This is a genomic window from Cohnella cellulosilytica (assembly GCF_042431195.1).
In the GTDB taxonomy this organism is placed as follows: domain Bacteria; phylum Bacillota; class Bacilli; order Paenibacillales; family Paenibacillaceae; genus Cohnella; species Cohnella cellulosilytica.
Window position 1 is genome coordinate 109,888 of the sequence record NZ_JBHMDN010000073.1, and the last position, 25,621, is coordinate 135,508.

Below are 25,621 nucleotides of genomic sequence, written 5' to 3' on the forward strand. Positions count from 1 at the left end.
GGATGAACGTGAACGCGGAACGCATCGACGCCATGCCCGCCGCATCCCGCAAACGCAGATGGGGGCCACGCATGTGGCCCTATCTTTTCGCCCTGCCGTTTGTGCTGACCTATGCGGCGTTTCAACTGTATCCGATCCTGTACTCCTTCGTGCTCAGTCTGCATGACTGGAACGGCATAGGGGCCAAGACGTATATCGGCTTCAAAAACTACGTCCAGCTCTGGACGAACGATCCTTTATTTATCAAATCGCTCTGGAACACGCTGCTGATGATGCTGATGTTCATCCCGCTGACGCTGATCCTCGGGCTCGCGCTGGCCTATTGGACGTTCCAGCTGACGCGCGGCAAACGGTTTTTCCAGACGATCAACGTGCTGCCGTACATTACGACTCCGGTGGCGATCGGGTTTATTTTCTCCTACATGTTCGATTGGCAGACGGGACTGGTCAACCTGCTCCTGACGAAGTTCGGCATTCTGGAAGAAGGCTTTTACTGGCTTCAGGATCCCTGGGGCTCCCGGGCGATTATCGCGCTGATGGTGATCTGGCGCAATCTCGGCTATTTCATGATTATTTTCATGGCCGGCATGACGGTCATCCCGCAGGACGTGTACGAGGCGGCGAAGGTGGACGGCTCCACGGGGCTGCACACGTTCCTTCGAATCACGATGCCTCTGCTGCGGAACATTACCGTGTTTCTCGTCGTGACGTCGATGATCGGCGGCTTGCAATTGTTTGACGAACCGAAGCTGCTCTACGGCGGCTGGTCGGGCTCCGCCCAGGTAGGCGGTCCGGACAATACGGCTCTTACGATGATCTGGAAATTCGTGGACGAATCGTTCATTTCCAATACCCGTTTCGGCTATGCTTCGGCGATCGCGTATTCGCTGTTCCTGCTGATCGTGCTTTTCTCGGTCGTTAGCTACCGATTGACGGCGCCGAAGGAGGACAAGCGATGAAAGCTCTCATGTGGATTTGTTTGGTTGCCATATCGCTGCTCTCGCTGTTTCCGTTTTACATTATGATCGTGATGGGAACGCACTACAACGAGGATTTGTTCAAAGGCATTCCGATCTTCCCGGGCAGTTACCTGCAAGAGAACCTGAAGACGGTGCTGAAGGCCGACTTCCTGCACATCTACGGCAACAGCCTGATGGTGTCCGTCGCTTCCGTCGTTCTGGCGACGCTGACGAGCACATTGATCGGCTACGCGGTGGCGAAGTTCGAATTCAAGGGCCGCAAATGGCTGCAGACGTTTGTCATCCTGACGATGATGGTGCCGACGCAGGTCGGTCTGATCGGCTACATTATCGAGATGCGGCACCTCGGCGTCGGCAACACGCTGTGGCCCGTCATTCTCGTCTGGGCGGCGTTCCCGTTCGGCGCGTTCTTCATGATCCAGTTCATGCGCGATTCGATTCCGAACGACCTGCTCGAGTGCGCGCGCATCGACGGCTGCTCGGAGCCGGGCATCTTCGTCCGGATCGTGCTGCCGATCATGAAGCCCGGCCTGGCGACGCTGGCGACGCTCGTGTTTCTGTGGTCGTGGAACAACTATCTGCTGCCGCTGGTGACGATCAACAAGTCGGAGTGGTATACGCTGCCGATCTTTATTTCGAATCTGGGCATCGTGCACAGAACCGATTACGCGGCGAGGATGGCGGCGCTGACGATGACGACGATTCCGGTGCTGATCCTGTTTATCCTCGGCTCCAAAACATTCATGAAAGGGCTCACCGCCGGGGCGGTCAAGGGCTGATCCGGAGGGCGGCGCTTGCGCCGCCTTCTTGGCGTATTTGGGGTGTCGTTGGACGGATGAGGCCGCACAGCAAGGCAGGAAGGCAAGTACATTGGACCAGGGGGAGAAAAAATGAGCAGACGGGAGACCGTGCTGGACGGGGAATGGGAGTTTCTGCTGGACCCGGAGGATCGGTATAAGGACGCGCCTCCGAACGCTTCCGCTTTCGGGAGCGGCAGTATCAACGTGCCCGGCTCGTGGGAGGAGCAGGGGTACGGCGCAGAGCCGGCATTCCCGCAGATCGATACGTGGACGAAGCTGCGGGAGTACGTCGGAGCGGGCTGGTATCGCAAAACGGTTCGAATCGAAAGGATGGACGGTGGGACGCAGTGGGCTCTTGAGCTGGCGGGCGTTCGCTGGACGACGGAGGTGTGGGTGAACGGCATATTCGTCGGGCTGCGGGACAGCTTGTCCGCGGTTCATCGTTACGAGCTTGGCGACGAGTTGTCCGAGGGTGACAACGAGCTGATCGTTCGCGTAGACAATCGAATGCGGCTGCCGCTGGCGGACAGCCACATTCATACGAGGCATACGGCGACGGAATGGGGCGGCATTACCGGCGGAGTCGCGCTCGTCGAGCTTCCCGCTGTCGGGTTGGGGCGGTTGAGCTTGACGCCCGACCCGTCCGCGGGAGCGTTCCGCTGCCGGATCGAGGTGCCGGCCGGGGAGAAGGAGCGGGCGGGCTGCGAGATTCAGGTTCGCTTCCGGGCTCCGAACGGCGAAGTGTTTTCGGCGCTTGCGCCTGTGGCCAGGGATGGAGAGACGGAGCTGGTCTGCGCGCTGGGCGACGCTCCGGCGTTCTGGTCGGATCGGAATCCGCAGCTGTATGAAGCCGAGTTTCTGCTGAAGCGGGGGGAGGAAACGCTGGATCGCGTTACGCGGCGGACCGGCCTGAGGCTGCTGACCGCCTCCGGCAAGCGGTTGGAGCTGAACGGCGGAGCGGTATGGCTGCGCGGCTACGTCGATTGCTGCGTATTTCCGCTTACCGGTTATCCGGTCTGGGACAAGGCGCACTACGAGCGGCAGTTCCGCATTGCCCGGTCGTACGGCTTCAACCACGTGCGGCTGCACGGCTGGAATGCGCCCGAGCCGTTCTGGGAAGCGGCGGACGAAGCCGGCATGCTCGTGCAGACGGAGCTTCCGCACTGGTCGGCGCACTATCAGCCGCGCGGCGGGAAGCCGCCGGAGGAGGTGGATGCCTTCCTGCAGGCGGAGCTGGAGCGTATCTACGAAAGCTTGAACGCGCATCCTTCGTTCGTTCTGTTCTCGATGGGCAACGAGCTGACGGAGGATAACGGGCACGAACGGCTGAACGAGCTTGTGAGGTATGCCAGGAAGCTTGACCCTGCTCGGCTCGTCACGGACAATACCGGCTTCGGGCAGCTTCCCGAGCAGGATCGCGAAGGCGACTTCTTCATCCCGTCCTTCAACTGGCATGTGCCGCTGAAGACGGAGGAGATTGCCCTGCCTGAGACGAACCGCGATTTCTCGGCGGTTGCCCGGCTGACGGACAAGCCGGTGCTCGGGCATGAGCATGCGCAGTTCACGATGTACGCGAGGCCGGAGGAAAAGGCCAAGTACACCGGCGTGCTTCGGCCGACGTGGCTGGAGACGATCGAGGAGACGCTGCGGGCGAAAGGGCTGGAGGAGCGGGTCGAGGAGTGGATCGAAGCGACCGGCGTTCACCAGGTCCGAGCTTTGAAGGAAGCGATGGAGCGGGCACGCCGGACGCCGGGGGCGGCGGGCGTGCAGCTGCTCGACATCCGCGACTTCCCGGGCCAGGGTCATGCGACGACGGGGCTGCTCGACGTATTCTGGGACAGCAAGGGGACGATCGAGCCGGAGCGGGCGCTCGACTTCAACGGTCCGACTGTGCTGCTGATGGCCTGCGAGGGCCGCACGCTGTTCGCGGGCGAGACGATGGACGTTCGCGTGCTGCTGTCCCATTACGGCGAGGAGCAGGAGCTAAACGGGCGCGTCGGGTGGCGTCTTCTTCGCAAAGCGTATGCTCCGGATGCGGACGAATGCGGCACGATAGCGTCGGTTCGCGATGCTGCGGATAAAGAACGGGGCGCTGCCGCGCCGGTCGCGGGAACCGTCGTTAAAAAAGGCGGTCGGGAAGAAATTCTCCTCAGCGAAGGAGAACTGGTCGTCGCCAGTGCGGCGCGCGGCAGCGTGGAGGAGATCGACGCGATACGAATCGGCCTGCCCGCGGGAGCGGCGGCGTCCGAACTCGTGCTGGAGGTGTGGTGGGCGGATCGGGAACGGCTCGCCGAGGATCGGGAAATCCGCAACGTCTGGTCGTTCTGGTCGTTCCCTCGGGTTCGCTACGAGAATGCCGAGTCGGTCTGGAGCAGCGCGCCCGCCCTGAAGACCGCTCTGTACGGCGCTTCCTTCGAACCGAACGCCAAATTCGATCCTTTCGTGTATCCGTCGCGCAAGGGCGTGAAGCTGGCTATCGTCGAACGACTGACGACCAACGTGCTTCAGTACTTGAACGGCGGAGGCCGGGTGTGGCTGCTGGCGGGAGAAAGCGAGCTGTACGATGCGCCGATGACGAAGTATTTGCCGGTGTTCTGGAACTATCTGATGTTCTCCGAGCAGGCCGGGGGCACGATGGGCGCGGTCGTCCGTCCGCATCCCGCGCTCGGACGGTTCCCGCACGACGGCCGTTCGGATTGGCACTGGTATCATCTGTTCAACGGAACTCCGGCTATCTGCCTCGATACCGTTCCCGAAGTCGAACCGATCGTCGAGATCGTCGACAACTTCAACCGGGTCAAACGGCTGGCGAGCGCGTTCGAAGCCCGGGTCGGCCAAGGCAGGCTGTTCGTCACGACATTGGCCTTCCGTTCGCCGCCCGACTGGAAACGTCCCGAGAGCGCGTATCTGTTCGGCGAAATGCTGGCCTATCTGCTCGGCGATGACTTCCGGCCTTCGGCTCGCATAACCGTCGGCCAGGTGCTGGGCTTGTTTCGCCTGCGTGGCATTCATTCGTTTCTGTAACACCGCTGCTAAGCCGGATCCGCAGCCGTGAACGTTACCTTTCTCGCGTATGCCAATAGCTGCGGAACTGCTTCGGCGAAATTCCCTCATGTTTGCTGAACATACGCGAGAAATAGGACGGATCCGGGCAGCCGATCTTGAGCGCAATGTCCTGAATCGGCAAATCCGTATTTTTGAGCCATTCCTTCGCCTTCTTCATGCGATGGAGAGTCAGAAATTCAAGCGGGGCAAGACCCGTCTCCCCGTGGAAAACGCGGCTGAAATAATATTTGCTAAGCCCCACCTTGCGGCAAATCTCGTCCAGACGCAGCGGCAGATGGACGTTCTCCTCCATATAGGCGATCGCGGCCGCGGCGTACCGGGACGCGTCGCCGTTCTCCGGCGCGGGCTCGGTGCCGTTCATCAGCAGCTCGGTCAGCATCTCGACCAGCATGCAGGAGGCGACGATATCGAGCCGTCTTTCCCCGTTCCTCAACAGGTCGACGATGCGCAGAAGATGACCCGGAATGACGCTGTCCGCCGGCAGCTTAAACAGCGGACCGGCCGTCTTCAGAATCTGCTGCGCATACCCTCTGCTCTCGCTGCCGAGAAAATGCACCCAGCTTTTTTCCCAGATCCCTTCTCCTGCGTTCCCGTACTCGTAATCCTCCAGACAATCGATCAGATAGCCTTGTCCCGGCTTAACCTCGTACTCGGTCCCTCTATAGACGAGACGCCCTGTACCCTTTATCCCGTAAACGAGCTGAATGCTGTCAAAGCCCTTATGACGGATGAGATAGTTCGGCTTGCAGTAATAATGTCCCGCCACCTGTACGTAATAAAACATTTTTCTGGCCAGCATGCCCGGAGAATTGAACAACCGTTCCGAATCGTCCGTGATCGAGATAGCGCAGCCCTCCTTGCGATCAGAGCAAGAATGTCCTGGTTTTCGGCAATATCGGTTAATCTCATTGTAAATTACTGCGTATATAATAAAGCATAATTGTCCGATTGTGAACTTCACGGCGGATATCACCATCAACCTGCAAGCGCAATCGCGAGAGGAGTGCATGGCAAATGAGCCTGTGGATCGACAATGGCTTGGTCAAGCCCGGGGAGGAAGTGCGCATTGCCGTCTCGGAGCGGTCGTCAAACGAGAACAAGCCCGAGACGCTGACGATCTACCCCTTGTATCTGGAGACGGGACGAGCGATCCGGGAAACGGTCGCCCTGGAATGGCGCGCCAAATCGGACGCGCAAGCCGAAGCGGTGGTCGTCTATACGCCGACCCGGCCCGGCAATTATTATGCCGAAGTCGTGACCGAGGACGGCCCGCGGAGCGCTTATTTCTCCGTATGGGAGCCCGGAATGACCATCGTCAGCTTCTGGTCGGCTTTCGCGGACAGCTTCCACTCCCGAGGCAATCACAAGGACCTCTATATGAAGGAGGCGAAGGCCTATAAGCTGCCGCTGGATTTCGAGCTCATGCTCGTCGGCGACAATACCTTCATCAGTACCTGGTACCTGCACCGGAAGCTCAGAACAGCGCAGCAAGAAGTCGCGGCGGATGTCGTGCCTTTCTTCGATGGCGCCTACTTTCACAGGGTTCACCCCGATTTCCAGGATCGGTTCAACTACGACGAGGAGGGCCGCGTGCCGGATCCGACCTTCCATGGCTTAACCGCAGAGCGGTGCGGGAAGCTGATCGAGGGAGCGAGAAGCTATTGGAAGAAATGGGGCTATCGCGAGTTTACCGGCATCTCGACATACAGTCCCTCCAACTCGCTGATGCTCGCGTGCAGACAAGCAGGCGTACGCTGGGTCTCCGGTCTGTTCCCGGAGTACGATTTCACGGATGGCAGAGCGCTCTGGCAATCCGCATGGGTGCAGCGGCACGCCGGTATGCCGGAGTTTCCCTACTATCCGGGTACGGACGATTTCCGCAAGGCGGGAACCCGGGGCGAGGACGCGCTCATGATCTTCCCCGCCGATCGGCGCAACCCGGTGCTGAACCATGCCGGCTTCTATGCACACGGCACCGATACGCTGAATTGCATCCGCCATTATGGAGACGGAGCAGCCGACAAGCTGATGGAGTATGCCGAGGTGTTCATCCGCAACAACCGGCTGACCAGAGGAGAATCTCCCTTCGCCATTTCGTATACCCTGCAGATGGACGACCTTGAGATGGACGGGCAAGTCGAGGTCAATCGGGAGATGCTGAGCCGCTTCGCGCAGCGCGCCAGGGCCGGGGACGTGATCTTCGCGCACAAGCGCCATCTTCAGCAATATTATGCGCGGCATGAGCCCGCAACGCCGGAGATCGCCTGCTGCGTCGGGGATTTGCTGGCCGATGCGCCTCGCGATACGGTCAAGAAATTCCATTTCTCGCGGGGACACGAGGACTCGGCGGGGACGGGGGGAGAGGCGAGCCAAGGCCAGTACGACCTGTTCGGTCCCGATTACGTCAAGGAGGATCCCTTTCCGGAAGTGGTCTGGTGGGAAGGCGCCGAGGGAAAAGCGGCCTTCGTGGAGCGCGTGCCGGACGGGGTGAAGGTCGATTACGACGGTTCGCCGCAGCTGCCGTTCTGGTGGTACGATTACCGCCGACCGTATGCTTACGGAGACCGGGACCAACCCGAACGCGTCAAGCTGGCGGGCGTCTCCTGCCGGGTCGAGATGGAGGAGAGCGGCGAGCGCTGGCTCGTCATCGATTCTCCGGCTGCGTTCTCGGAGCTGCCGGTCTGCCTGTGGGGACACAGCCGCCCGGACGACGTGACCGGCGCCGGAACAGGCACCTTCGCCGGACATCCGGCGAAGATTGCCCGCTCGCCTTACACCGAGGCGGCATATACGCTCGTTCGCGTTGATGTCGCTCCCGGGTCGAACCGCATTAAACTGGATTAAGTTGCGCGACGCCTGCCGGGGGGAATGCGGCCGGCCGTTCAATGCGGCGGTGATATAAAGCCCCCTATCCGCTAATGTTAACGGATAGGGGGCTTTGGTTTGGTCCGCAATTAAACGACATTCGGAACGCCGACGTTCGGATCGACGTCCGCTTCGTAGTCGACGCCGTCCGTCTCGAAGCCGAACAGCTGGAAGAACTCGCGCCGATAGCCGGCCAGATCGGTCAGCTCGTAAATGTTGGCCGTCTCGATCCGGCTCCAGATGTCGGCCACTTCCCTCTGAACGTCCGCTCTCATCTCCCAATCGTCGATTCGGATGCGGCCTTCCTCGTCCACCGGAACGCTGTCCGCGCTCGCGGAGTACAGGCGGTCGGCGAACAGGCGATACATCTGCTCGATGCACCCCTCGTGGATGCCTTTCTCCTTCATGACTTTGTACAGCGCCGAGATATAGAGCGGCACGACCGGAATGGCCGAGCTGGATTGCGTCACGAGCGCTTTGCCGACCGTGACATAGGCGCGGCCGCCGCCTGCCGCGAGCTGTTCGTGCAGGCGCTTCGCCGTCGCTTCCAGATGGTCCTTCGCCCGTCCGATCGAGCCTTGGCGGTAGATCGCCTGCGTCAGCTCCGGTCCGATGTAGGAGTAGGAGACCGTCGTCGCGTCCGGCGCCAGCACGCCGCCTTCCCGCAGCGCGTCGATCCACATTTGCCAATCGTCGCCGCCCATCACGTCGACGGTTCCTTGAATTTCTTCCTCCGTAGCCGGCTCCAGGGTCACCAGGCTTACCTCGCCGTCGTGGAAGTTGACGGTTTTGTTCGTGTAGGGCTGTCCGATCGGCTTAAGCACCGACGTCGACGGCTCGCCCGTGCGCGGATTCGTCCGGCGGGCGGTGGCCACGCTATAGATAACCAGATCGACCTGGCCCAGCTCCTTGCGAATCAGGTCGACCGCTTTGGCTTTCGTCTCGTCCGCGAAGGCGTCTCCCGTGACGCTGAACGATTTCAATCCGGCCTCCAGGGCTGCCTGTTCGAAGGCTGCCGAATTGTACCAGCCCGCGGATGCGGTTCTTCCTCCGGAGCGTTCTCCCGGTCTGTAGACGCCTACCGTATTGGCGCGCGCCCCGAAGGCGGCGACGATGCGGGCGGCCAGGCCGTAACCCGTCGAAGCGCCGATAACAAGCGCGTTGCGGGGGCCTTGGATCCCCGGTCTGGCTTGTACGTAATCGATTTGCCGCTGGACTTGCTCGGCGCAGCCTTGCGGGTGCGCGGTCGTGCAGATAAAGCCGCGAGTTCTTGGTTTGATGATCATTGTGCGTCTTATTCCCTTCTATGCTCGATTGCCATAACGTCTATTTTAACGAATTTTCGCGCAAACGGAAACTCCGCGGGCCGAACCCGTCCGGCCTTGCATTCTCCCTTTTCCCGTCGAAAATGAAAGATTAAGAGAAAATTAAGGATAACGCGGCCGCGATTGGTTACCCTAATAAGGGAACCCAACGAAATAAAAGCCACAATTCGGGAGCGGGAAAACGAGATGAACGCTATAAACAGGGAAGTCGGAGCCGTAAGGGCTCGGCCCGGAATCCGGGCAAGAAAACGCGGAAAAGGGAGAATTCTGCTGGCGGCCTTGGGGGCCGCTGCGGTTTTCTATGCGCTGATAGAAGTCAAAATGATAGAGAGACTGCTGCCGGTCGAATGGTTCCGCGAGGTGCCGCCCGTGACGGGCCTTCACCCGGTCGTCGCAGAGAAGCGGGATCGGCTTGTCGAGCAGAGCAAAGCCATCGGCATCGACGTCGTCATTACCGACGATTTTCGCAGCGCAGAGGAACAGAACGCCCTCTATCGGCAAGGCCGCAGCGAGGAAGGCGCGATCGTCACGCAGGTGAAGGGAGGCAGCTCCTATCACAACTACGGCTTGGCCATCGATTTTGCGCTGCGGGTTCCCGGAGGAGACGTAATCTGGGACCTGAGCTACGACGGGAACGGCAACGGCAAATCGGATTGGATGGAGGTCGTGTCCATCGCCAAGAAGCTCGGATTTTCTTGGGGAGGCGACTGGAAGTCGTTCCCCGACTATCCCCACCTGCAGATGGACTTCGGCTATTCGATCGGCGAGCTGCAGCGGGGCTGGCGTCCTCCGCAGCAGCCGGAATAAGCTCCGTGAACAAGGGCCGCCGGGATAACCTGGCGGCTCTTGTGCCGACGTTTTGCAAATTTTCGAATGCTCCTTCTCCCCGGGATCGGGTATAATGGATATATTCATTTGAACAGGGAGGATTTGTCTTGGATCTTCATAAGAACGATTCCCAGAATTACGATTATATTCCACCGCCGCCGCCGTACTCTCCGCCGAAGACGAACGGCAAGTCCATCGCGGCTCTCGTATTGGGGATTCTGGCGATCGCGATTCCTTACGTCGGGTTTCTGATCGGAATTATCGCCATCATATTCGCGTCTCTGTCTCTGAAAGAGATCAAATTGACCCACGAACAGGGGCGGGGAATGGCGATTGCGGGGCTTGTCTGCGGAATTGTCGGTACGGCGCTTTACGCGATTATTATACTGTTTGTTTTGATTGCTTTTATCACCATTGCCGGGACGGGTTTTTCTCTCGCATAACGGCGAACACGGAAGGGCTATTCCCGGTCATCGGCGGATGACGAGGAATAGCCCTTTGTTTCACTGTTTCTTGTCCAGCTCGGAGTGGAAATAATCGCGGAGCTCGGCCGCTTTGCGCGGATCGGTCAGCGGAATTTTCTCGCCGAGATAGCTCTCGACGAGAGCCTCCCAGGTTTGCGGTTTCTTCTGCGCGAGCATCGTGCGAACCGCGTTTTTGACCAGTCTTCGTTCCTTCGAATTGGAGAACTGATCCTTGTATTGCTGCTTCAATTCGAAATCCAGGTCGGGGAAAATTTTGCGGAACACCTCGGAGGTCATCCGGGCGTCGTCGAGCGCGCGATGAGCGGAGCCTTCGGCCGGGATGTCCAGATCCAGCAGCGCGGCTTCGACGCTGACGTCGTTCGTCACCTTTTTATAGCGCAAATACCCCTTCAAGAGATCGAAATAATGGAGACCGGTCCAGTAGGTTTCGTTCAGCTTGTGCATACGCGTATCGAACACGATCCGTTTGACGTCTTCGCCGCCCCAGGTGACCAGCAGGAACGAGCCGGCGTCTCCGAGCCATGCCTCGAAATCCGCGATGACGCTGGGGAAACCCGGAGCGACGTCGATTTCGTCCTGGGGAATTCCTGTTTTCTTCTTGATAAAATTGTTCAGCTTGGAGAAGTAGACCGGCTTGACCAGCGACGAAAATTCGCTCACGGCGTTCAGCGACGCATCCAGCCGCACGGCTCCGATCTCGATGACTTCCATCGGCAGCTCGCTGGCGAACTTCCGCCCGTTAAATTCGATGTCGAGAATAATATAGTCCAAATTTCCACAACCCCCGCTCTCTGATTCGCGATCTCCATTTTACCAAAAACCGGGCCGCTTCGCTCGTTTTATCGACGGATTAGTGGAGGGTTTGGATAACACGCCCACGACGGCGGTCCGGATGGGCGCGGGCTTAGGCTGGATTATTCATGGAACATCGGGTATGATATTGAAATAAAATGAAACTTAATTTCATCAGATGGAACGAAAAAAAGGGATGAACAGTCATGTCGTTCGTTTTCCTGGGTTTGGATCATGTGCAGCTGGCGGCATACGAAGGATGCGAGACAGAGGCCAGGGCGTTCTATGGCGGCGTACTCGGCTGGTCGGAGATCGAGAAGCCGGAAAGCCTGCGCCCGCGCGGCGGAGTCTGGTTTCAATGCGGCGCCCATCAGGTCCACATCGGCGTGCAGAAGAATTTTGTTCCGGCGGTCAAGGCGCATCCGGCGTTCGAGGTGAACGGCCTTGATGCGCTGCTCGCGCGTCTGGCGGATCGAGGCGTGGCGATTGCCCCGGACGACAGCCGCGACGCGGAGAACGTGCGGCGGGCGTTCGTTAACGATCCGTTCGGCAACCGGATCGAATTTCTGGAATGGGGGAGAAGCGAAGATGAATAGCAAAGAAAGGTTTTCCAGCCGGGTCGAGACGTATACGAAATACCGGCCCAGTTACCCGAAGGAAGCGATCGATTACTTGTACGAGACCGTAGGATTGAGCGAATCGTCGGAGGTGCTGGACGTCGGGGCGGGAACGGGAATTTTCTCCAGACTGCTGCTGGAGAGAGGAAGCAGCGTGACGGCGGTGGAACCGAACGAAGCGATGCGGGAAGCCGCGCTGGCGGAATCCCGGGACAATCCGCGCTTTAAGACCGCATCCGGTTCGGCGGAAGAGACGGGGCTGGAGGACGCCTCGTACGATTATATCGTGTCCGCCCAGGCCTTCCACTGGTTCGATCGGGCGGCGGCTCAGCGGGAATTCCGGAGGGTGCTGAAGCCGGGCGGCAAAGCGATTCTCGTATGGAATACGCGCCTGACCGGCGGAACGCCGTTTCTCGAAGGCTACGAACGGCTGCTTCAAGGGCTCGGAACGGATTACGGGCAGGTGAACCATCGCAACATTTCACATGAGATGCTGGTCGATTTTTTCAAACCGGGAAATCTGACGGAAGCGCGGTTCGACATTCGTCAAGTGTTCGATTTCGACGGGGTGGCGGGACGGCTGGTGTCCTCCTCTTATGCCCCGCAGCCCGGCCATCCCAACTACGAGCCGACGATGCGCGAGCTTCGCGAGCTGTTCGACCGCTGTCAGGAGAACGGCACGGTCAACTTCGATTACGTCACCGAGATTTATTGGGGCGAGGTGTGAGTTCAACCGGTGTTAAGGGAGCCGTCAACAGGCCGATCATCGGCGGAATCGCTGGAGCAGCGTTCCGCCGAGTCGCAAGGAGGTATTCCCAATTTTGTTATTGACATAACAAAGGGCAGAGCCTAGAATAAGACATTATAATTACGACTAAACCAATCGGAATATGATAAATATTAAATATCGACCAGACCGCTGGAGACCAAACAAGCTAGAGGTTTGGTCTTTTTTTGTTTTTGTAAGCCCGATTGGCAGAGAGAGCAGGCGATGACAAGCAAGTGGGAGAGCGCGAGAAGAAGGAAGAGGAAGAGGCTGTCGGCGGGTTCTACGCCAAGGCGATTCTTGAGCCGATCTATCGGCAGTCTCAGGAGGAACTGCTCGCGCCGATGAACGCCGTCAACAAGGCGCATCTGATCATGCTGGCGGAGCAAGGGCTGATCGGGGAGGAGGAGTCGCGCGCCGTGGCGGCGGCTCTGCTTGAGCTCGATCTGGGGAAGCTCGGAACGAACCGCTATACGGGAAGATTCGAGGATCTATTTTTCGAGGTCGAGCACGAGCTGACGAAGGCGGCGGGAGAGGCAGCGGGCAACTTGCATCTGGCCAGAAGCCGGAACGATATGGGTATCGCCGTTTACCGGATCGCGCTTCGGGAGAAGCTGCTGCGAACGCTGGATGCCGGACTCGAGCTGGGATGCCGGTTGATCGAGTTTGCGGGAAAGCACGTCGATACGCTGATGCTTGGTTACACGCACACGCAGCAGGCTCAGCCGACGACGATGGCGCATTACGCCGCGGCCGTGTCCGATTCGCTCGCCCGCGATTGTCGTCGGCTGTGGGCCGCCTATCTCAATTGCAATCGCAGCAGCATGGGCGCCGCCGCCCTGACCGGCTCGGGCTTCGCGATCGACCGGTTGCGAACGGCGGAGCTGCTCGGTTTCGGCGATGTCATCGAGAACACGTACGATGCGGTCAGCGGGGCCGACTACGTCGGCGAGGCGACAACCGCGGCGTCGCTGGCCGCGATTAATCTGGGCCGATTCGCACAGGAACTGCTGCTCTGGTGCACGCAGGAATTCGCGGTCATCCGGGTAGCCGATCCGTTCGTGCAGATCAGCTCGATCATGCCGCAGAAACGCAATCCCGTATCGATCGAGCATGCGCGCTCCTTGCTGTCGAGCTGCGCGGGAGATGCCGCCACAGTATTGACGATGATCCACAATACGCCGTTCGGAGATATCGTCGATACCGAAGACGATCTCCAGCCTTACGCCTGGAGATGTCTGCGTACGCTTGAGACGGTCTATCGCCTGCTCGCCGGCATCGTCGACACGCTGGAAGTGAACGCGAACGCGCTGCGCTCCCGGGCCGAAGCAAGCTTCGCCGCGACGACGGAACTGGCGGACACGTTGGTCCGCAAGGAGGGCCTTGCGTTCAGGACCAGCCACGGCATCGTGTCGAGACTGGTCCGGGATGCAGCCGCCGAAGGGCTGGCCGTTCGCGGGCTGACGCCGGGACGTTTGAACGCCGCGGCGGAGGCCGTCCTGGGGCGACCGCTTCGCCTAACCGCCGATGAACTGGCGGAGGCGCTCGATCCCGGGCATTTCGTCGCCGTGCGCCGACTGCGGGGAGGACCGAGCCCGAAGGAGGTCGAGCGGGCGCTGAGCGAGCAGAAGCAAAGGCTGGACGGGGAGAGGACGCGGTTCGAACGGGAGCGGGAGCTTCAGAAGGACAGAGCCGCCGATCTGGACGGAATATTGGCCGCCTGGCTGCGGCCGCGCGGATAGGAAGGAGGAACGGTCGATGTTCAGGGACGGATTCAAAGTGTTCGATATTCACGGTCACATGCCCTATCCTTTCCCGAAGCTGTACGAAGCTCACGAGCAGATCGCGGAATACGGCAGAGCGCGGGCCGAGCGGATGAGGCTGACCTGGGATTTCGATTCCGCCAAGGAGGACCCTGCGGAGAAAGTGAGACCGCTGGCTGACCGCTGGAAAGACGAGCTGGACAAATACGATATCGGGGGCATGAATTTCCTGACCGGTCCCACGAACGACGAACTGGCCGAGCAGATCGCAAGAGCTCCCGACCGGTTTACGGGCTTTGCTTCGCATCCGATCGAAGGGCCAGACGCTCTGGCAGAGCTGCAAAGGGCGGTCGACGAGCTCGGACTGAAGGGCTACAAGCAATTCGGACCGCTGACGCCAATCTCGTACGACGATCCGTCGCTTCGCCCGATCTGGGCGTTCCTCGCGGAGCGGGGGCTGCCGGTGCTGATCCATTTCGGGATGCTGGGGCACGCCGGCGGCATCGTCGAGCATCGGAATATTAATCCGCTCGCGATCTTTAACGTGGCGCGGGAGTATACCGACATTCCGTTCGTCATCCCGCATTTCGGGTGCGGCTACTTCCGCGAGCTGCTTCATCTGTGCTGGAGCTGTCCGAACGTGTACGTGGACACGTCGGGTTCGAATCAGTGGACGAGGTGGATGCCGTACGAATTGAATCTCGAAATTCTGTTCCGCAAAACCCGCGAGCTGATCGGCGCGGAGCGGATTATTTTCGGAACCGATTCGATGGGGTTTCCCAGAGGATATCACTACCGCTATTTGCAGGATCAGGTTCGCGTCGTTCGCGAGCTGCGCTTCGCGGAGGAAGAAATAGAGGCGATCTTCGGCAACAATGCTAGAAAGCTGTTAAGCCTGCCGAATGTATCGACCATTTCGGATAAAGAGGAGAGGATAGGAAAATGAATCAACCCTTGCGTCACGGTACAAAGCTAGCGTCGGCTCTTGCCGCCCTTCTGGTCGTATTGACGGCTTGCGGAGGCGGCAACGGCAAAGGGGACCAGGCTTCGTCGTCCCCGTCAAGCGCGGCGGCATCCCCGCAGGCTTCCCCTGCCGCCAGTGCGGAACAGGTGACGATCGAATACTGGCAATACGAGTTTCCGGCCAAAGTAGAACTGATCGACGAGCTCATTCAGGAGTTTCAGACGCTTCATCCGAACGTTATCGTCAAGCAGACGAATTTCCCGTACGATCAGTACAGCCAGAAGGTCGCGACGCTCGTTCCGGCCGGCAAAGGGCCGGACGTCATCAACCTGTATTACGGCTGGCTGCCGCAATACGTAGCTTCCGGTTATTTGCAGCCTCTTCCGGAGGATGCTTTCCCGCCGGCGCAGATCGAGAGCGACTACTATCCGCTCGTCAGCGCCGCCAAGCTGGACGGAGCCTATTATGCCATTCCGACGGCGGTGCGCACGCTGGCGCTGTTCTATAACAAGGACCTGTTCGCCAAAGCGCAGATCGCGGAGCCTCCGGCGACATGGGAGGAGCTTGTCGACGCGGCCAAGAAGCTGACGGAGAAGGACGCCAAAGGGCAATTCGTCGTCGAAGGCTTCGCATGGGAACCGGGAGCGCAGCTCCATCACTGGTTCCGCGACGGTTTGCTGCCTCAGGCGGGCGCGCAGGATTTGAGCGACGACCGCAGGAAGGTGCTGTGGGACGAATCCCCCGCCGGTCTCGAAGCGTTCCAATATTTGCTTGATTTTGCGATTACGCACGAGACGGGCATTAACGGATTTTACAACGACGACATCAACGCCTTCAAGACGGGGCATGCCGCGCTCAACATCGACGGGTCGTTCCGGCTCGGGGCGCTTAAGAACGACGCTCCCGATCTCGTCTACGGCATCGCGCCGCTTCCGTCCTACAAGGAGAAATCCGCTCCGGCTTCCTTCTGGGCGAACGCCATTCCGAAGAACGTCCAGGGCGCCAAGCTGGAGGCGGCCAAGGAGTTTTTGAAATTCCTGACGAGCAAGGAGGTTCAGGAGAAATGGGTGGAACGGGTCGGGGAGCTGCCGGCCCAGAAAGCGGTCGGTTCCCAGGACAAATACGTAAACGACGAGAAGCTCGGTCCATTCATCCGGCAGCTCGACAACAGCAAAGCGCACTTCTTCATCGACGAGAATCAGGAGCGCACGCTGATCGTGAACGCGACGAACGAGGTGCTGCTCAACAACGTGCCCGTGGAGCAAGCATTCAAGGAGCTTGTAGCCAAAACCCAGAAAATCTACGACGACTATTGGGCGAAGCAGGATAAAAAATAAACGCGGGAGGGCCGGCCCGGGCGAGCTGCCCGGAGCCGGCTTCCGCCGAACGGAGGCGATAATTCGCCATGATCGCGCAGGCCATTCGACTGACCGCCCGCAAGAGCAAGGAGCTGCTTGGCTTCCGCTTGCCGTACCGGGCGCAGCGTTACGTCTTCATCTACCTGGTGCTGGCGTTTCCTCTGCTTTATTTTCTGGGGACGAGACTGCTGCCGATTCTCTATGCTTTTAACGTGAGCGTCCGGGAGTGGGACTTGCTTTCTCCGGAGAAGCCGTACGTGGGTTTCGACAATTTCGCGGCGTTGTTCGGCGACGAGGTGTTCCGCAAGTCGATCGTCAATACGCTGATTTACGTGGGGGCCGGCGTTCCCGGACAGCTTGCCGTCGGCCTCGCGGTGGCGCTGCTGCTGCATCGCGTTCGGAGGTTTCGCGGCTTGTTTCGCACGATCTATTTTATCCCTTACGTGACGAGCGCGGTCGCCGTCAGCTGGGTGTTCCGCTGGATTCTGATGCGCAACGGCTGGCTGAACCAGACGCTGTCGAGCCTGGGGTTGGAGCCGCAGCTGTTCCTGCAGTCCCATCGGCAGGCGATCTATCTGGTCATCCTGGCGATTATTTGGCAGAGCATAGGGTTCCAGATGCTGGTGTTCCTTACCGGACTGGAAGGCGTGCCCCGTATGTATTACGACGCCGCGGCGATCGACGGCGCCGGTTCCTGGCGCCGGTTTCGCCACGTGACGCTGCCGCTGCTCAACCCGGTCATCGTCTTCTCCGTCGTCATCGGCGCGATCTCGTATTTGCAGACGTTCGGACAGGTGCTGAGCATGACCAACGGCGAGCCGCTCAATTCGACGAGAACGATCGTGCTCCACGTCTACGCGCTTGCTTTCCAGCGCTTTCAGATGGGCAGCGCCGCCGCTGCAACCGTCATTTTGTTCGTCATGATTCTGGCGCTGACGCTGCTTCAATTCAAGCTCGTCGGACGCAAGGTCGAATACTGACCATGATCGAAGGGAGGTCGACGAATGTGAGCACGCGGACCGCTCTCCATGTCTCTGCGCGAGGCCGGCCGTCGGGAAGCCGATTGGGCTCGCTCGCCAGCTATGTTTTGTTGGCGCTGGGCACGCTTGTTGTCATTTTTCCTTTTCTCTGGATGATCGCCACTTCGTTTAAGCTGCCTCAAGACCTGTACAGCCTGCGGCTTATTCCGGCGACGGCGACGCTCGGCAATTACGCTGAAATTTTCCGCAGAGCCCCGTTTTTCTCTTGGATCGGCAATACGGTTCTGCTTGCGCTTATTGCGGCGGTCACCGTCATCGTCTTCGATACGATGGTCGGCTACGTGCTCGCCAAATTCTCCTTTGTCGGGAAAAGCGTTATTTTTCTGCTGATCATCAGCACGCTTATGGTGCCTACGGAGATGCTCATCATCCCCTGGTATCTGATCGCGACGGAGCTGGGATGGTCGGATACGTACTGGGGAGTACTCTTCCCCGGCGTCATGACCGCCTTCGGCATCTTCCTGATGCGGCAGTTCATGGAAGCTTTGCCGTCCGAGCTGCTGGACGCGGCCCGCATCGACGGTCTGAACGAATGGAGAATCATGGTCCGAATCGCGGTCCCGCTGGTCAAGCCGGCCATTGCCGCCTTGACCATCCTGACGTTCATCGGCAATTGGAACCAGTTTACCTGGCCCCTTATCGTGCTTCAGACGGAAGAGCGATTTACGCTTCCGGTAGGCATTCTCTACTTTTCCAGCGAGCTGAAGGATTCCAGCAGCTGGATTCTGATCATGACCGGAGCGACGGTCTCCATTCTTCCTTTGATCGCTTTATTTCTCGTATTCCAGAAGCAGATCATTCGGGGAATAGCCCTGAGCGGCATGAAGTGAGAGGCGTTCGGCAACCATAAATCGGAGGACCGCAGACAATCACTGACCGGATTTGTCAGCGACTATCCTGTATAATGGAGGGGAGAAAAGAAGGAGGAGCAAACGGCGATGGAATGGAACTATTACGACACGTTTATTACGGTAGCGCCCGATTGTCCCGCGGAGCGCGGAATCATCCCGCCGGAGAAGAAGGGCGGCAGGACAAAGCCGGGCATCGAATACGATCTCGTCGCGGACCATCCGTACAAGTATACGCAGGAAGAACTGCTGTTTCGGACGCATCTTCTTCATAAGGGAATTTCGCAAGAGGAGCTGGAGACTCGGGAAGCGGAGCTTCGCGGCGCATTCTTCTCCAAGCCGACGGCCTGCCTGCGCGCGTCAATGCTGCCCAAGAAGTACGGCTGGGGACTGCACTTCGATTCGCAGGGCCGACTGGCGCTGGTCCCTAGAGAATCGGCGGAGTACGATCGGCTGGCCGGCGGCGGAGAGCCCGGCGTGAAGGTGCTTGCCGCGATGCGGAGCAGCCGGAAGTGAAGCCGTTCCGGCTCCTGCCGCGCGCTTTCGCCGCTTGACGGGGCCCGTCAGGCCCGGGCTTCGAAGGGAAGTTCCGGGGGCGTCCCGGAGAATTCGTCCAGGTCCGGCGCGTGAGAGACTGCTTGGCGAGCCGATCGGGTCAGCGCTTTCGAGATCAGCAGGCAGAGCGTCAGATACGAGGCGTACAGCGCCGTGGTCAGAACGCCGGATACGAGCAGCAGCGTCGTGCTCACTTCAGTGTCGAGCGCGTTAACCAAGCGGTTAACGACGTTGGCCGAAATCTGCAGAAGGATTAGCGGCGCTACCATGCCGATAATGAACCTGCCCTGCCTCGAGGTGGAGGGAGCGCCGTCGAATTGTCGGCCGATGCGGATGAATACCGACGGAATTCCGTAGACGTTAAAGAACGGAATCATGTTGCAAGCCAGCGCCATGCCGGGAGAGCGGGAGAAGAACGGGAACAAGCTTCGCATATCCATATGTATGCGATAGATCCAGACCAGGTAAACGACCAGCACGATGTAATATAGAATTGTTGCGAACAGGTAGACAAACGTGTCCAGGTTGTAGACATAATCGAAATAGGTTGTCTCGCTGACGCTATATACGATCGTGCCCAGCGGGTCGATCGCGGATAACGCGACGAGCACCGCCAGCAAAATTTTGAATACGTTCGATAAAACCTCGGAATGCAGCTTCTTCATAGATAAGGTTCCTCTCTCCGATCATCCGTTTAGTCGTTTCAGGAAATCGATCGCTTCTTCCAGCGTATCCACGGGCACGACTTCCAGCCGCAGTTCCAGCTCTTCAGCCGAGCGCAGCGCTTCTTCCTCGTTGCTCGGCCCTTCGTAGTAGAATCTGTCCAGATCGCCGGGCACGAAGAAATAATCGGCTCCGTACCGTTCCGCGGTCAATAGCTTGTCCCGGATAGCGCCCACGGACCCAACCGTATGATCCGCTTCCATCGTTCCGGTTCCGGCGATGACGTAACGTCCTCCGTCGGAGAAGTCTTCATTCCTCGATTCCTCGAACAATCCGATCGCAAGCATCAGCCCGAGCGAATCGCCGTAATACTCGCCCGCCCTCTCTATCAGCTCTTCCAGCCGGCTTGTCTTCTCTTCTTCGGCCCACGGCTCTTCGTCCGCTTCTTCTACGACCGCTAGCGCATGAAGGATCGTCTCGTCGCGCAATTCCTCGCCGATCTCTTCCGACCATTCGAGCTCGTCCAGCGCCGAGGCGTCCGCGGACGCGAATACCGCATCGGGAAACGTCCGCCGGACGTCCCATCGTTCATACAGATTGCGAACGACGCCCTCGCGAACGTAACAGAAACGAACGCTTCCGTTTACGCCGAGCTCCTGTACCGGCAAAATCTCTCCCAGCGCGGAGAACGTGGCGTAGCGGGGCAGGAAGCAGTAGGTCGCCGTTCCTAACGGGATAAGCAGCAGCAAACTGACGATGACGTATTCGGGACGAATTCGCCTTCTTCGCGTTGTGGATACTTCCATTCTCTGTTCATTCCATTCTTGGTAAAAAGTCCTGATCTTCTCTGGAGATTCGACGAATTCCATCATTTTCCTTCCGGTGGGCAAAAAAATTGGCGGGAAAGGGGAGGGGGAGGAGAGGCGGTCTAAAGTTAACGCGTGTGCCGATCCGCATAGTTGGCGAACGAATCGGCTTTTGCCCGGCTGGCTCGCCGCGACGTTCGGTTAGCGGAAGCGGATCTCCCTCCGCTCGCACTCCGGGGCGGCGAAGCCCAGCAAGCGTTCGCCTTCTTCGGCGAGACTGTCCCGATCCGCCGCGCGCAGCGGACGAAAGGGCTCCACGACGAGCGAAGCGGCGGCGCGCTCGCGAACGACGCTCCATATTCCGGCGACGAATCCGTCGATCAGGAACGTCGGGCGAATAATTCCGTTGATCGTGAATACGCGCTTGCGGTCTTCCTCGGCGATGATCCGCGTCCGGTCGGCATGCGACAGCAGCACATTGTCGAATTCGGCGACATAACGCGGCGGAATGGGAGTGTCTGCGGCGGGAAGCGGCGAATCCGGCGTGTCGAACAGCTCGCGGCCCTGCTCGTCGCGGAAAACCCGCAGGCGGGGGCGCATCCGCCGGACGACTTCGCCCAAGCGAGTCAGTCCGCACCACGCCTGCATATCCTGAACCGTAGCGGGGCCGAAGGCGGCCAGATAACGCTCCAGCATAGACTCAAGTACATCCGGTCCGGTCGAAGCGCTCTCGCTTCCGAGCCAAGTCTTTACGGTCGTATGGGCGGCCGGCCCGCTTGCGCCCCATAGTCCCCGCGGCGGCACCTGCACCAACGGGAGCAGCGCGCGCGCTGCGGCGCCTAAAGCGGGCGTATCGCGTCCGCGCCAGCGCTCGTCCGAGGCCAATCGCTCGCCGATCTCCTGGAAGGTCATCGGACGTTCTTCGGTTAGCTCGCGGGCGGCGGCCGTCAGGGCGGCCAGATCGATTCCTTCAAGGCGCTTGCCGAAGGTCGACTTGAGTCCCCGTTCCATAGACGGCTGCATGAGCGGCCGCAGCGCCAGGGCGTCGCGGGCGGAGACCAGATGAATCGTCGCGCGCATCAGCGCAAGCCGCACCGCCTGCCGCGATTCGATCAGCTGCGCCAGCTCCTCCTGACGAAAATCCTCGAGCCGGGTCCACAAGCCGAAATAGGGCGGAGTCGGAGCTTGCGCCTGCAGGGCGACAAGATGTTCGATGGCCTCGAGAGCGGGCAAGCTCCGGCGGCGAATCAGCATTTGGCGTTCGAGCAGCGCCCGGTTGAGCCGGCGCCGGTCCAGCACGGGCTCGCGGGCGGCGGGGAACGCGGCAGAGGGATTGAGCATAAGTCGAACCTCCTGTTCGGTCGGTAGCGGTATCCCCAGTATAAAACGTCAACCTTGACAACAGACTGTCAGGGTTGCCGACGCGAGCGGGAATTACGTCTCCCCGCGAAGCTGCCGCATATAGGCCGTTACCTTCCGGTCCTCCTCCAGCGGATACGCGCAGCCGAGCTCGTCCGCCACTGCCAAGCCAGCGATCCGGGTCAACCGCCCCGTCTCGAACAGCGCCTCCCAGATACGCTCCGGGTCGCCGTCCGCGTAGGTGCGGACATAAGACGTCCACAGCTCCTCCGGCAGAAACCGCTCAAGCCAACGCCCCGCCTTGCCGACGTTTACCGACCACCCGTTGTTCATGCCGACATGCCAGCTCAGCACCTTCACGAGCGCGTCCCGCACGATGACGTCAAGCATGAACTTGGCGTAAGGAAGCTCGTTTCTTCGCAGCCCCTTCGCCACATTCGTCGAGCACCACCAGATTTCGTTAAACCCCTCTTCAACCTCCCGCCCGCCGGGCTTCGTCGTGATATAGGACCGGTCGCTGGGCGGGGGCAGCTCTCCCAATCTTCCGTCCTTGTCCAGCAGCACTTTCGTTAAGCTGTCTTCGATCTGCGCAGCTTCGTCCGCGCAGCGGAAGGAAAGATCGATGCGAACCCCGTCGGCGAACAGCATCAGGAAAATTTCCCAGTCCTCGCCGTCTTCCTCGGCTTGATTGTGCTGCATGATCATCAGCTCGCCGAACTCGGCGGCGATCCAGCTCTGGTCCCGCGAGAACGAAGCGATGTCCGTCACCCCGTAGATAACGTCGTAGTCCCGCAGCTCGTCCTTCGCGACGTTCGGGTTGACGCGGGAGCCGTTCAGCAGCACGACGCGCACTCGCGAATCCCTCCGGGCGAAGTCGAGCAGCCGTCCGATCACTTCTTGTTCCTCTCTCATGGAGCCCTCCGCAATCGCTTTATTTTCTCCAGTCTATCGAAGCTTGCTCTATTTTCCAACCGTCATCTTCATTAGAAAGCGCTTACAAAATTATTGAGAAAAAAGTCATGAGAGCGATTCTTTCCATGATGCGCAGCGGCGTCGCACCCCTGTTAGCCCGCAGGAGCTGCCCGGCAATCGAGCAGGCCCTGCGGGTAAGGTAAGAATACTGGGGTCGTTCGGGCGGACAGCGGAAATTATTTCATGACCATAACCGGGATGGGCGAGTGCAGAATCACGTTATGGCTGACGCTGCCGACCATCAGCTCCCGGAACGCGCCGAGACCTCTGCTGCCGATAATGATCAGATCGCAGGCGGAGCTCTCCGCATAGTCGAGAATAGCCGAAGCCGGCGATCCGGCCAGAATAACGACATCCGAACCGGGAAGCTCACCGACCTGCTGCTTTACGTTTTCGATAATTTGCTCTCCCTGTTTCCTGACCTCTTCCTGATAGGATTCCGGCTGGGCGAAGGTCATATCGCCGATCGCTACGGGCAGCAGATTGATGACATGCGCTACGGTGATCCGCGTTCCGGTATCCCTGCGAGCCAGCTGAATCGCTTTGTCGAGCGCTCTGCCCGCGGGCTCCGAGCCGTCGTACGGAACGAGAATATGGTTGAATATCATATACAGTCCTCCCCGATCGTGATAAAGGTTGTGCGAATCTTTTGCGCCTGTTCGTTCTATTGTCCAAATTACTCCGATCAGAAACAATAGTCAAATTCGTCCGCGTTCCGGAAGCGAAAAAATCGGGAGGACGTACGTCGCTTCGCCGAACGATGAGCCGAACTGTGATATGATACGGTTAGCGAATTTATCTTAACTATGAAGAGAGCTGATGTGGGCATGCATCTGATGTCCGTTGAAAATATTTCCAAGAGCTACAGCGACAAAATATTGTTCGAAAACGTCACGTTCGGCATCGAAACCGGGGACAAGGTCGGCATTATCGGCGTGAACGGCACGGGAAAATCGACGCTGCTGAAAGTAATTGCCGGCCTGGAGCCGCCCGATTCCGGCCAGGTGGCGATCGGCCGCTCCGTCGTGCTGCGCATGCTGGCCCAGGATCCGGCGTTCGGACCGGAGGAAACCGCGCTTGAGCATGTGCTCGGCGGCGATTCGCCGCAGCTTCGGGCCGTGCGGGAGCATGCGGCGGTGCTGGAGGAGCTGGGGCTGCGTCCGGGCGATTCCGGTCTGCAGGAGAGGCTGATCGCCGTTAATGCGAGGATGGACGAGCTGGACGCCTGGCAGCTGGAAAGCGAGGCGAAAACCGCGCTCACGAAGCTCGGCATCGCCGACGTGCACGGCAAGGTGGCGACATTCTCCGGCGGGCAGCGCAAGCGCGTGGCGATGGCGGCGGCGCTGCTGCAGCCGTCCGACATACTTATCCTGGACGAGCCGACGAACCACATCGACAACGATTCCGTCGCCTGGCTCGAGGGAATGCTGCAGAAGCGCAAAGGCGCGCTGCTGATGATTACGCACGACCGCTATTTCCTGGATCGGGTCAGCAACCGGGTGATCGAGCTGGATCGCGGCTCGGCGTATTTCTACGAAGCGAACTACAGCCGGTTTCTGGAGCTGAAGCTGGAGCGGGAGGAGCGCGAGGCCGCCTCCGAGGCCAAGCGGCAAAATTTGCTGCGCAACGAGCTGATCTGGATCCGCCGCGGAGCGCAGGCCCGTTCGACGAAGCAGAAGGCGAGGATCGACCGCTATGAAGCGTTGAAGGCACAGGGGACCAAGGGAGCGGCGGGCAAGCTGGACGTGTCGGTGGCTTCGACGAGGCTGGGCAGGAAGATTCTCGAGATCGAGCATTTGCGCATCAGCCTCGGAGGCCGCGAGCTGATCCGCGATCTGAGCTATATCGCCGTGCCGGAGGACCGCGTGGGCATCGTCGGGCGCAACGGAAGCGGGAAGTCGACGCTGCTCAGGCTGATCGCCGGGAAGCTGCAGCCGGACGGCGGGCGCGTGGAGCTGGGACCGACAGTCAAGCTCGGCTGGTTCAGCCAGGAGCACGAGGAGATGGACGAGTCGCTGCGGGTGATGGAGTATATCCGCGAAGAAGCCGAGCAGGTGAAGATCGCGGACGGGACGACGATCTCCGCGGGGCAGATGCTGGAGCGGTTTCTTTTTCCGCCTGCGGTGCAGTGGTCGGTCATTTCCAAGCTGTCCGGCGGGGAGAAAAGGCGGCTGCAGCTTTTGCGGGTGCTGCTGAGCGCGCCCAACGTCCTGCTGCTGGACGAGCCGACCAACGATTTGGATATCGCCACGCTTGCGGTGCTGGAGGAATACTTGGACGATTTTCCCGGCGTAGTGATCGTCGTATCGCACGATCGTTATTTTCTCGATCGGACGGTGGATCGCGTTCTCGCATTCGAGGGGGAGGGCGTCGTTACCGAGCATACGGGCAACTATTCGGAGTACCGGGAGCATGCCGAGCGGCGGGAGGCGGAGAAGCAGTCGGCCGCTCCGGCGAAGGCGTCCGGATCATCGGCGGCGGGAGCTGCCGAGCAGGAACGCAAAGAGCGGCCGCAGCTGAAAATGTCCTACAAGGATCAGAAGGATTTCGAGCAGATCGACGGATGGATTGCCGAGACCGAGGAGTCGCTTGCCGCCGTAGCCTCCCGTATGGAGGAAGCGGCGAGCGACTCGGGCCGGCTGCAGCAGCTGATGGAGGAGCAGACGGCGCTCGAGGCCAAGCTCGACGCGCTGCTGGAGCGGTGGACGGAGCTGAACGAGCTGGCCGAGCAGATCGCGGCCAACAAGAGCGGACGAGGATAGGGCCGGA

The 25,621-nt window shown here is 59.7% G+C and carries 23 protein-coding genes; 15 read left to right on the forward strand and 8 right to left on the reverse strand.

Features of this window, described 5'->3' with window-relative positions; all coding sequences use genetic code 11:
• The first annotated feature begins 2 nt into the window (after positions 1-2).
• From ACFFT4_RS31790 to ACFFT4_RS31800, 3 genes are all read left to right on the forward strand, one after another.
• Positions 3-959, forward strand: a complete 957-nt coding sequence (locus tag ACFFT4_RS31790) for a carbohydrate ABC transporter permease (RefSeq protein ID WP_378053268.1) — start codon at positions 3-5, stop codon at positions 957-959.
• Entirely contained in the window at positions 956-1,759 is an 804-nt protein-coding gene (locus ACFFT4_RS31795; protein ID WP_378053270.1) for a carbohydrate ABC transporter permease, read from the forward strand. Before ACFFT4_RS31790 ends, ACFFT4_RS31795 begins: the two co-directional genes overlap by 4 nt.
• Before the next feature lie 111 nt (positions 1,760-1,870).
• Complete coding sequence (locus ACFFT4_RS31800; protein ID WP_378053272.1) at positions 1,871-4,804, forward strand: glycoside hydrolase family 2 protein; 2,934 nt, start codon at positions 1,871-1,873, stop codon at positions 4,802-4,804.
• Between the two features lie 34 nt (positions 4,805-4,838).
• Here ACFFT4_RS31800 and ACFFT4_RS31805 read toward each other — a convergent pair whose 3' ends face one another.
• Positions 4,839-5,663, reverse strand: a complete 825-nt coding sequence (locus ACFFT4_RS31805; protein ID WP_378053274.1) for a helix-turn-helix transcriptional regulator — start codon at positions 5,661-5,663, stop codon at positions 4,839-4,841.
• 197 nt (positions 5,664-5,860) lie between these two features.
• Between ACFFT4_RS31805 and ACFFT4_RS31810 the strand changes: the two genes are divergently transcribed.
• On the forward strand, positions 5,861-7,690 hold the full coding sequence (locus ACFFT4_RS31810) for a hypothetical protein (protein ID WP_378053276.1): 1,830 nt from the start codon (positions 5,861-5,863) through the stop codon (positions 7,688-7,690).
• A 110-nt stretch (positions 7,691-7,800) separates the two neighbouring features.
• Here the strand turns inward: ACFFT4_RS31810 and fabV are convergent, their stop codons facing one another.
• Positions 7,801-8,997 carry an enoyl-ACP reductase FabV gene (gene fabV / locus ACFFT4_RS31815; protein ID WP_378053278.1) on the reverse strand — a complete coding sequence of 399 codons (1,197 nt, stop codon included), beginning with the start codon at positions 8,995-8,997 and terminating at the stop codon, positions 7,801-7,803.
• 360 nt (positions 8,998-9,357) lie between these two features.
• Between fabV and ACFFT4_RS31820 the strand changes: the two genes are divergently transcribed.
• The gene (locus tag ACFFT4_RS31820) at positions 9,358-9,843 is read left to right on the forward strand and encodes a M15 family metallopeptidase (RefSeq protein ID WP_378053460.1); all 486 of its coding nucleotides are present in this window, start codon (positions 9,358-9,360) and stop codon (positions 9,841-9,843) included.
• 128 nt (positions 9,844-9,971) lie between these two features.
• Positions 9,972-10,307: a DUF4190 domain-containing protein gene (locus ACFFT4_RS31825; RefSeq protein WP_378053280.1), complete on the forward strand. Its 336-nt coding sequence runs from the start codon at positions 9,972-9,974 to the stop codon at positions 10,305-10,307.
• A 60-nt stretch (positions 10,308-10,367) separates the two neighbouring features.
• Here the strand turns inward: ACFFT4_RS31825 and ACFFT4_RS31830 are convergent, their stop codons facing one another.
• Entirely contained in the window at positions 10,368-11,120 is a 753-nt protein-coding gene (locus tag ACFFT4_RS31830) for a 3'-5' exonuclease (RefSeq protein ID WP_378053282.1), read from the reverse strand.
• Positions 11,121-11,347: 227 nt separating this feature from the next.
• Between ACFFT4_RS31830 and ACFFT4_RS31835 the strand changes: the two genes are divergently transcribed.
• The 8 genes from ACFFT4_RS31835 (at position 11,348) to ACFFT4_RS31870 (ending at position 19,013) form a co-directional block, all read left to right on the forward strand.
• On the forward strand, positions 11,348-11,737 hold the full coding sequence (locus ACFFT4_RS31835; RefSeq protein ID WP_378053284.1) for a VOC family protein: 390 nt from the start codon (positions 11,348-11,350) through the stop codon (positions 11,735-11,737).
• Positions 11,730-12,485 (forward strand): class I SAM-dependent methyltransferase, encoded by a 756-nt coding sequence (locus ACFFT4_RS31840; protein WP_378053287.1) that lies wholly within the window; start codon positions 11,730-11,732, stop codon positions 12,483-12,485. The genes ACFFT4_RS31835 and ACFFT4_RS31840 overlap by 8 nt, the downstream gene beginning before the upstream one ends.
• 275 nt (positions 12,486-12,760) lie before the next feature.
• The gene (gene argH / locus ACFFT4_RS31845) at positions 12,761-14,266 is read left to right on the forward strand and encodes an argininosuccinate lyase (protein WP_378053289.1); all 1,506 of its coding nucleotides are present in this window, start codon (positions 12,761-12,763) and stop codon (positions 14,264-14,266) included.
• Positions 14,267-14,282: 16 nt separating this feature from the next.
• Entirely contained in the window at positions 14,283-15,233 is a 951-nt protein-coding gene (locus tag ACFFT4_RS31850; protein ID WP_378053291.1) for an amidohydrolase family protein, read from the forward strand.
• Positions 15,230-16,588 carry a sugar ABC transporter substrate-binding protein gene (locus ACFFT4_RS31855; RefSeq protein WP_378053293.1) on the forward strand — a complete coding sequence of 453 codons (1,359 nt, stop codon included), beginning with the start codon at positions 15,230-15,232 and terminating at the stop codon, positions 16,586-16,588. The genes ACFFT4_RS31850 and ACFFT4_RS31855 overlap by 4 nt, the downstream gene beginning before the upstream one ends.
• Before the next feature lie 68 nt (positions 16,589-16,656).
• The gene (locus ACFFT4_RS31860; protein ID WP_378053295.1) at positions 16,657-17,589 is read left to right on the forward strand and encodes a carbohydrate ABC transporter permease; all 933 of its coding nucleotides are present in this window, start codon (positions 16,657-16,659) and stop codon (positions 17,587-17,589) included.
• Between the two features lie 26 nt (positions 17,590-17,615).
• The gene (locus tag ACFFT4_RS31865; protein WP_378053297.1) at positions 17,616-18,479 is read left to right on the forward strand and encodes a carbohydrate ABC transporter permease; all 864 of its coding nucleotides are present in this window, start codon (positions 17,616-17,618) and stop codon (positions 18,477-18,479) included.
• A gap of 108 nt (positions 18,480-18,587) precedes the next feature.
• Positions 18,588-19,013, forward strand: a complete 426-nt coding sequence (locus tag ACFFT4_RS31870) for a DUF6157 family protein (RefSeq protein ID WP_378053299.1) — start codon at positions 18,588-18,590, stop codon at positions 19,011-19,013.
• 47 nt (positions 19,014-19,060) lie between these two features.
• On the opposite strand, the gene ACFFT4_RS31875 is transcribed toward ACFFT4_RS31870, so the two are convergent.
• The 5 genes from ACFFT4_RS31875 to ACFFT4_RS31895 form a co-directional block, all read right to left on the reverse strand.
• A complete protein-coding gene (locus ACFFT4_RS31875) occupies positions 19,061-19,717 on the reverse strand; it encodes a hypothetical protein (RefSeq protein WP_378053301.1) in 657 nt (218 codons plus the stop codon).
• 21 nt (positions 19,718-19,738) lie between these two features.
• Positions 19,739-20,521: a hypothetical protein gene (locus ACFFT4_RS31880; RefSeq protein WP_378053303.1), complete on the reverse strand. Its 783-nt coding sequence runs from the start codon at positions 20,519-20,521 to the stop codon at positions 19,739-19,741.
• 201 nt (positions 20,522-20,722) lie between these two features.
• The gene (locus ACFFT4_RS31885) at positions 20,723-21,862 is read right to left on the reverse strand and encodes a winged helix DNA-binding domain-containing protein (RefSeq protein WP_378053305.1); all 1,140 of its coding nucleotides are present in this window, start codon (positions 21,860-21,862) and stop codon (positions 20,723-20,725) included.
• Positions 21,863-21,955: 93 nt separating this feature from the next.
• Positions 21,956-22,792 (reverse strand): aminoglycoside 6-adenylyltransferase, encoded by an 837-nt coding sequence (locus ACFFT4_RS31890; protein WP_378053307.1) that lies wholly within the window; start codon positions 22,790-22,792, stop codon positions 21,956-21,958.
• Positions 22,793-23,028: 236 nt separating this feature from the next.
• Positions 23,029-23,460 carry a universal stress protein gene (locus ACFFT4_RS31895; protein ID WP_378053309.1) on the reverse strand — a complete coding sequence of 144 codons (432 nt, stop codon included), beginning with the start codon at positions 23,458-23,460 and terminating at the stop codon, positions 23,029-23,031.
• Positions 23,461-23,679: 219 nt separating this feature from the next.
• Between ACFFT4_RS31895 and ACFFT4_RS31900 the strand changes: the two genes are divergently transcribed.
• The gene (locus tag ACFFT4_RS31900) at positions 23,680-25,614 is read left to right on the forward strand and encodes an ABC-F family ATP-binding cassette domain-containing protein (protein ID WP_378053462.1); all 1,935 of its coding nucleotides are present in this window, start codon (positions 23,680-23,682) and stop codon (positions 25,612-25,614) included.
• Positions 25,615-25,621 lie beyond the last annotated feature (7 nt).

What these genes read in the sequence shown, in the direction of transcription:
- ACFFT4_RS31820 (WP_378053460.1), top strand. Translation starts at nt 9,358, where the DNA reads ATGATAGAGAGACTGCTGCCGGTCGAATGGTTCCGCGAGGTGCCGCCC.
- ACFFT4_RS31900 (WP_378053462.1), top strand. Translation starts at nt 23,680, where the DNA reads ATGCATCTGATGTCCGTTGAAAATATTTCCAAGAGCTACAGCGACAAA.
- ACFFT4_RS31795 (WP_378053270.1), top strand. Translation starts at nt 956, where the DNA reads ATGAAAGCTCTCATGTGGATTTGTTTGGTTGCCATATCGCTGCTCTCG.
- ACFFT4_RS31895 (WP_378053309.1), bottom strand. Translation starts at nt 23,460, where the DNA reads ATGATATTCAACCATATTCTCGTTCCGTACGACGGCTCGGAGCCCGCG.
- ACFFT4_RS31860 (WP_378053295.1), top strand. Translation starts at nt 16,657, where the DNA reads ATGATCGCGCAGGCCATTCGACTGACCGCCCGCAAGAGCAAGGAGCTG.
- ACFFT4_RS31835 (WP_378053284.1), top strand. Translation starts at nt 11,348, where the DNA reads ATGTCGTTCGTTTTCCTGGGTTTGGATCATGTGCAGCTGGCGGCATAC.
- ACFFT4_RS31875 (WP_378053301.1), bottom strand. Translation starts at nt 19,717, where the DNA reads ATGAAGAAGCTGCATTCCGAGGTTTTATCGAACGTATTCAAAATTTTG.
- ACFFT4_RS31880 (WP_378053303.1), bottom strand. Translation starts at nt 20,521, where the DNA reads ATGGAAGTATCCACAACGCGAAGAAGGCGAATTCGTCCCGAATACGTC.
- ACFFT4_RS31870 (WP_378053299.1), top strand. Translation starts at nt 18,588, where the DNA reads ATGGAATGGAACTATTACGACACGTTTATTACGGTAGCGCCCGATTGT.
- ACFFT4_RS31840 (WP_378053287.1), top strand. Translation starts at nt 11,730, where the DNA reads ATGAATAGCAAAGAAAGGTTTTCCAGCCGGGTCGAGACGTATACGAAA.
- fabV (WP_378053278.1), bottom strand. Translation starts at nt 8,997, where the DNA reads ATGATCATCAAACCAAGAACTCGCGGCTTTATCTGCACGACCGCGCAC.
- ACFFT4_RS31890 (WP_378053307.1), bottom strand. Translation starts at nt 22,792, where the DNA reads ATGAGAGAGGAACAAGAAGTGATCGGACGGCTGCTCGACTTCGCCCGG.
- ACFFT4_RS31800 (WP_378053272.1), top strand. Translation starts at nt 1,871, where the DNA reads ATGAGCAGACGGGAGACCGTGCTGGACGGGGAATGGGAGTTTCTGCTG.
- ACFFT4_RS31810 (WP_378053276.1), top strand. Translation starts at nt 5,861, where the DNA reads ATGAGCCTGTGGATCGACAATGGCTTGGTCAAGCCCGGGGAGGAAGTG.
- ACFFT4_RS31850 (WP_378053291.1), top strand. Translation starts at nt 14,283, where the DNA reads ATGTTCAGGGACGGATTCAAAGTGTTCGATATTCACGGTCACATGCCC.
- ACFFT4_RS31885 (WP_378053305.1), bottom strand. Translation starts at nt 21,862, where the DNA reads ATGCTCAATCCCTCTGCCGCGTTCCCCGCCGCCCGCGAGCCCGTGCTG.
- ACFFT4_RS31790 (WP_378053268.1), top strand. Translation starts at nt 3, where the DNA reads ATGAACGTGAACGCGGAACGCATCGACGCCATGCCCGCCGCATCCCGC.
- ACFFT4_RS31855 (WP_378053293.1), top strand. Translation starts at nt 15,230, where the DNA reads ATGAATCAACCCTTGCGTCACGGTACAAAGCTAGCGTCGGCTCTTGCC.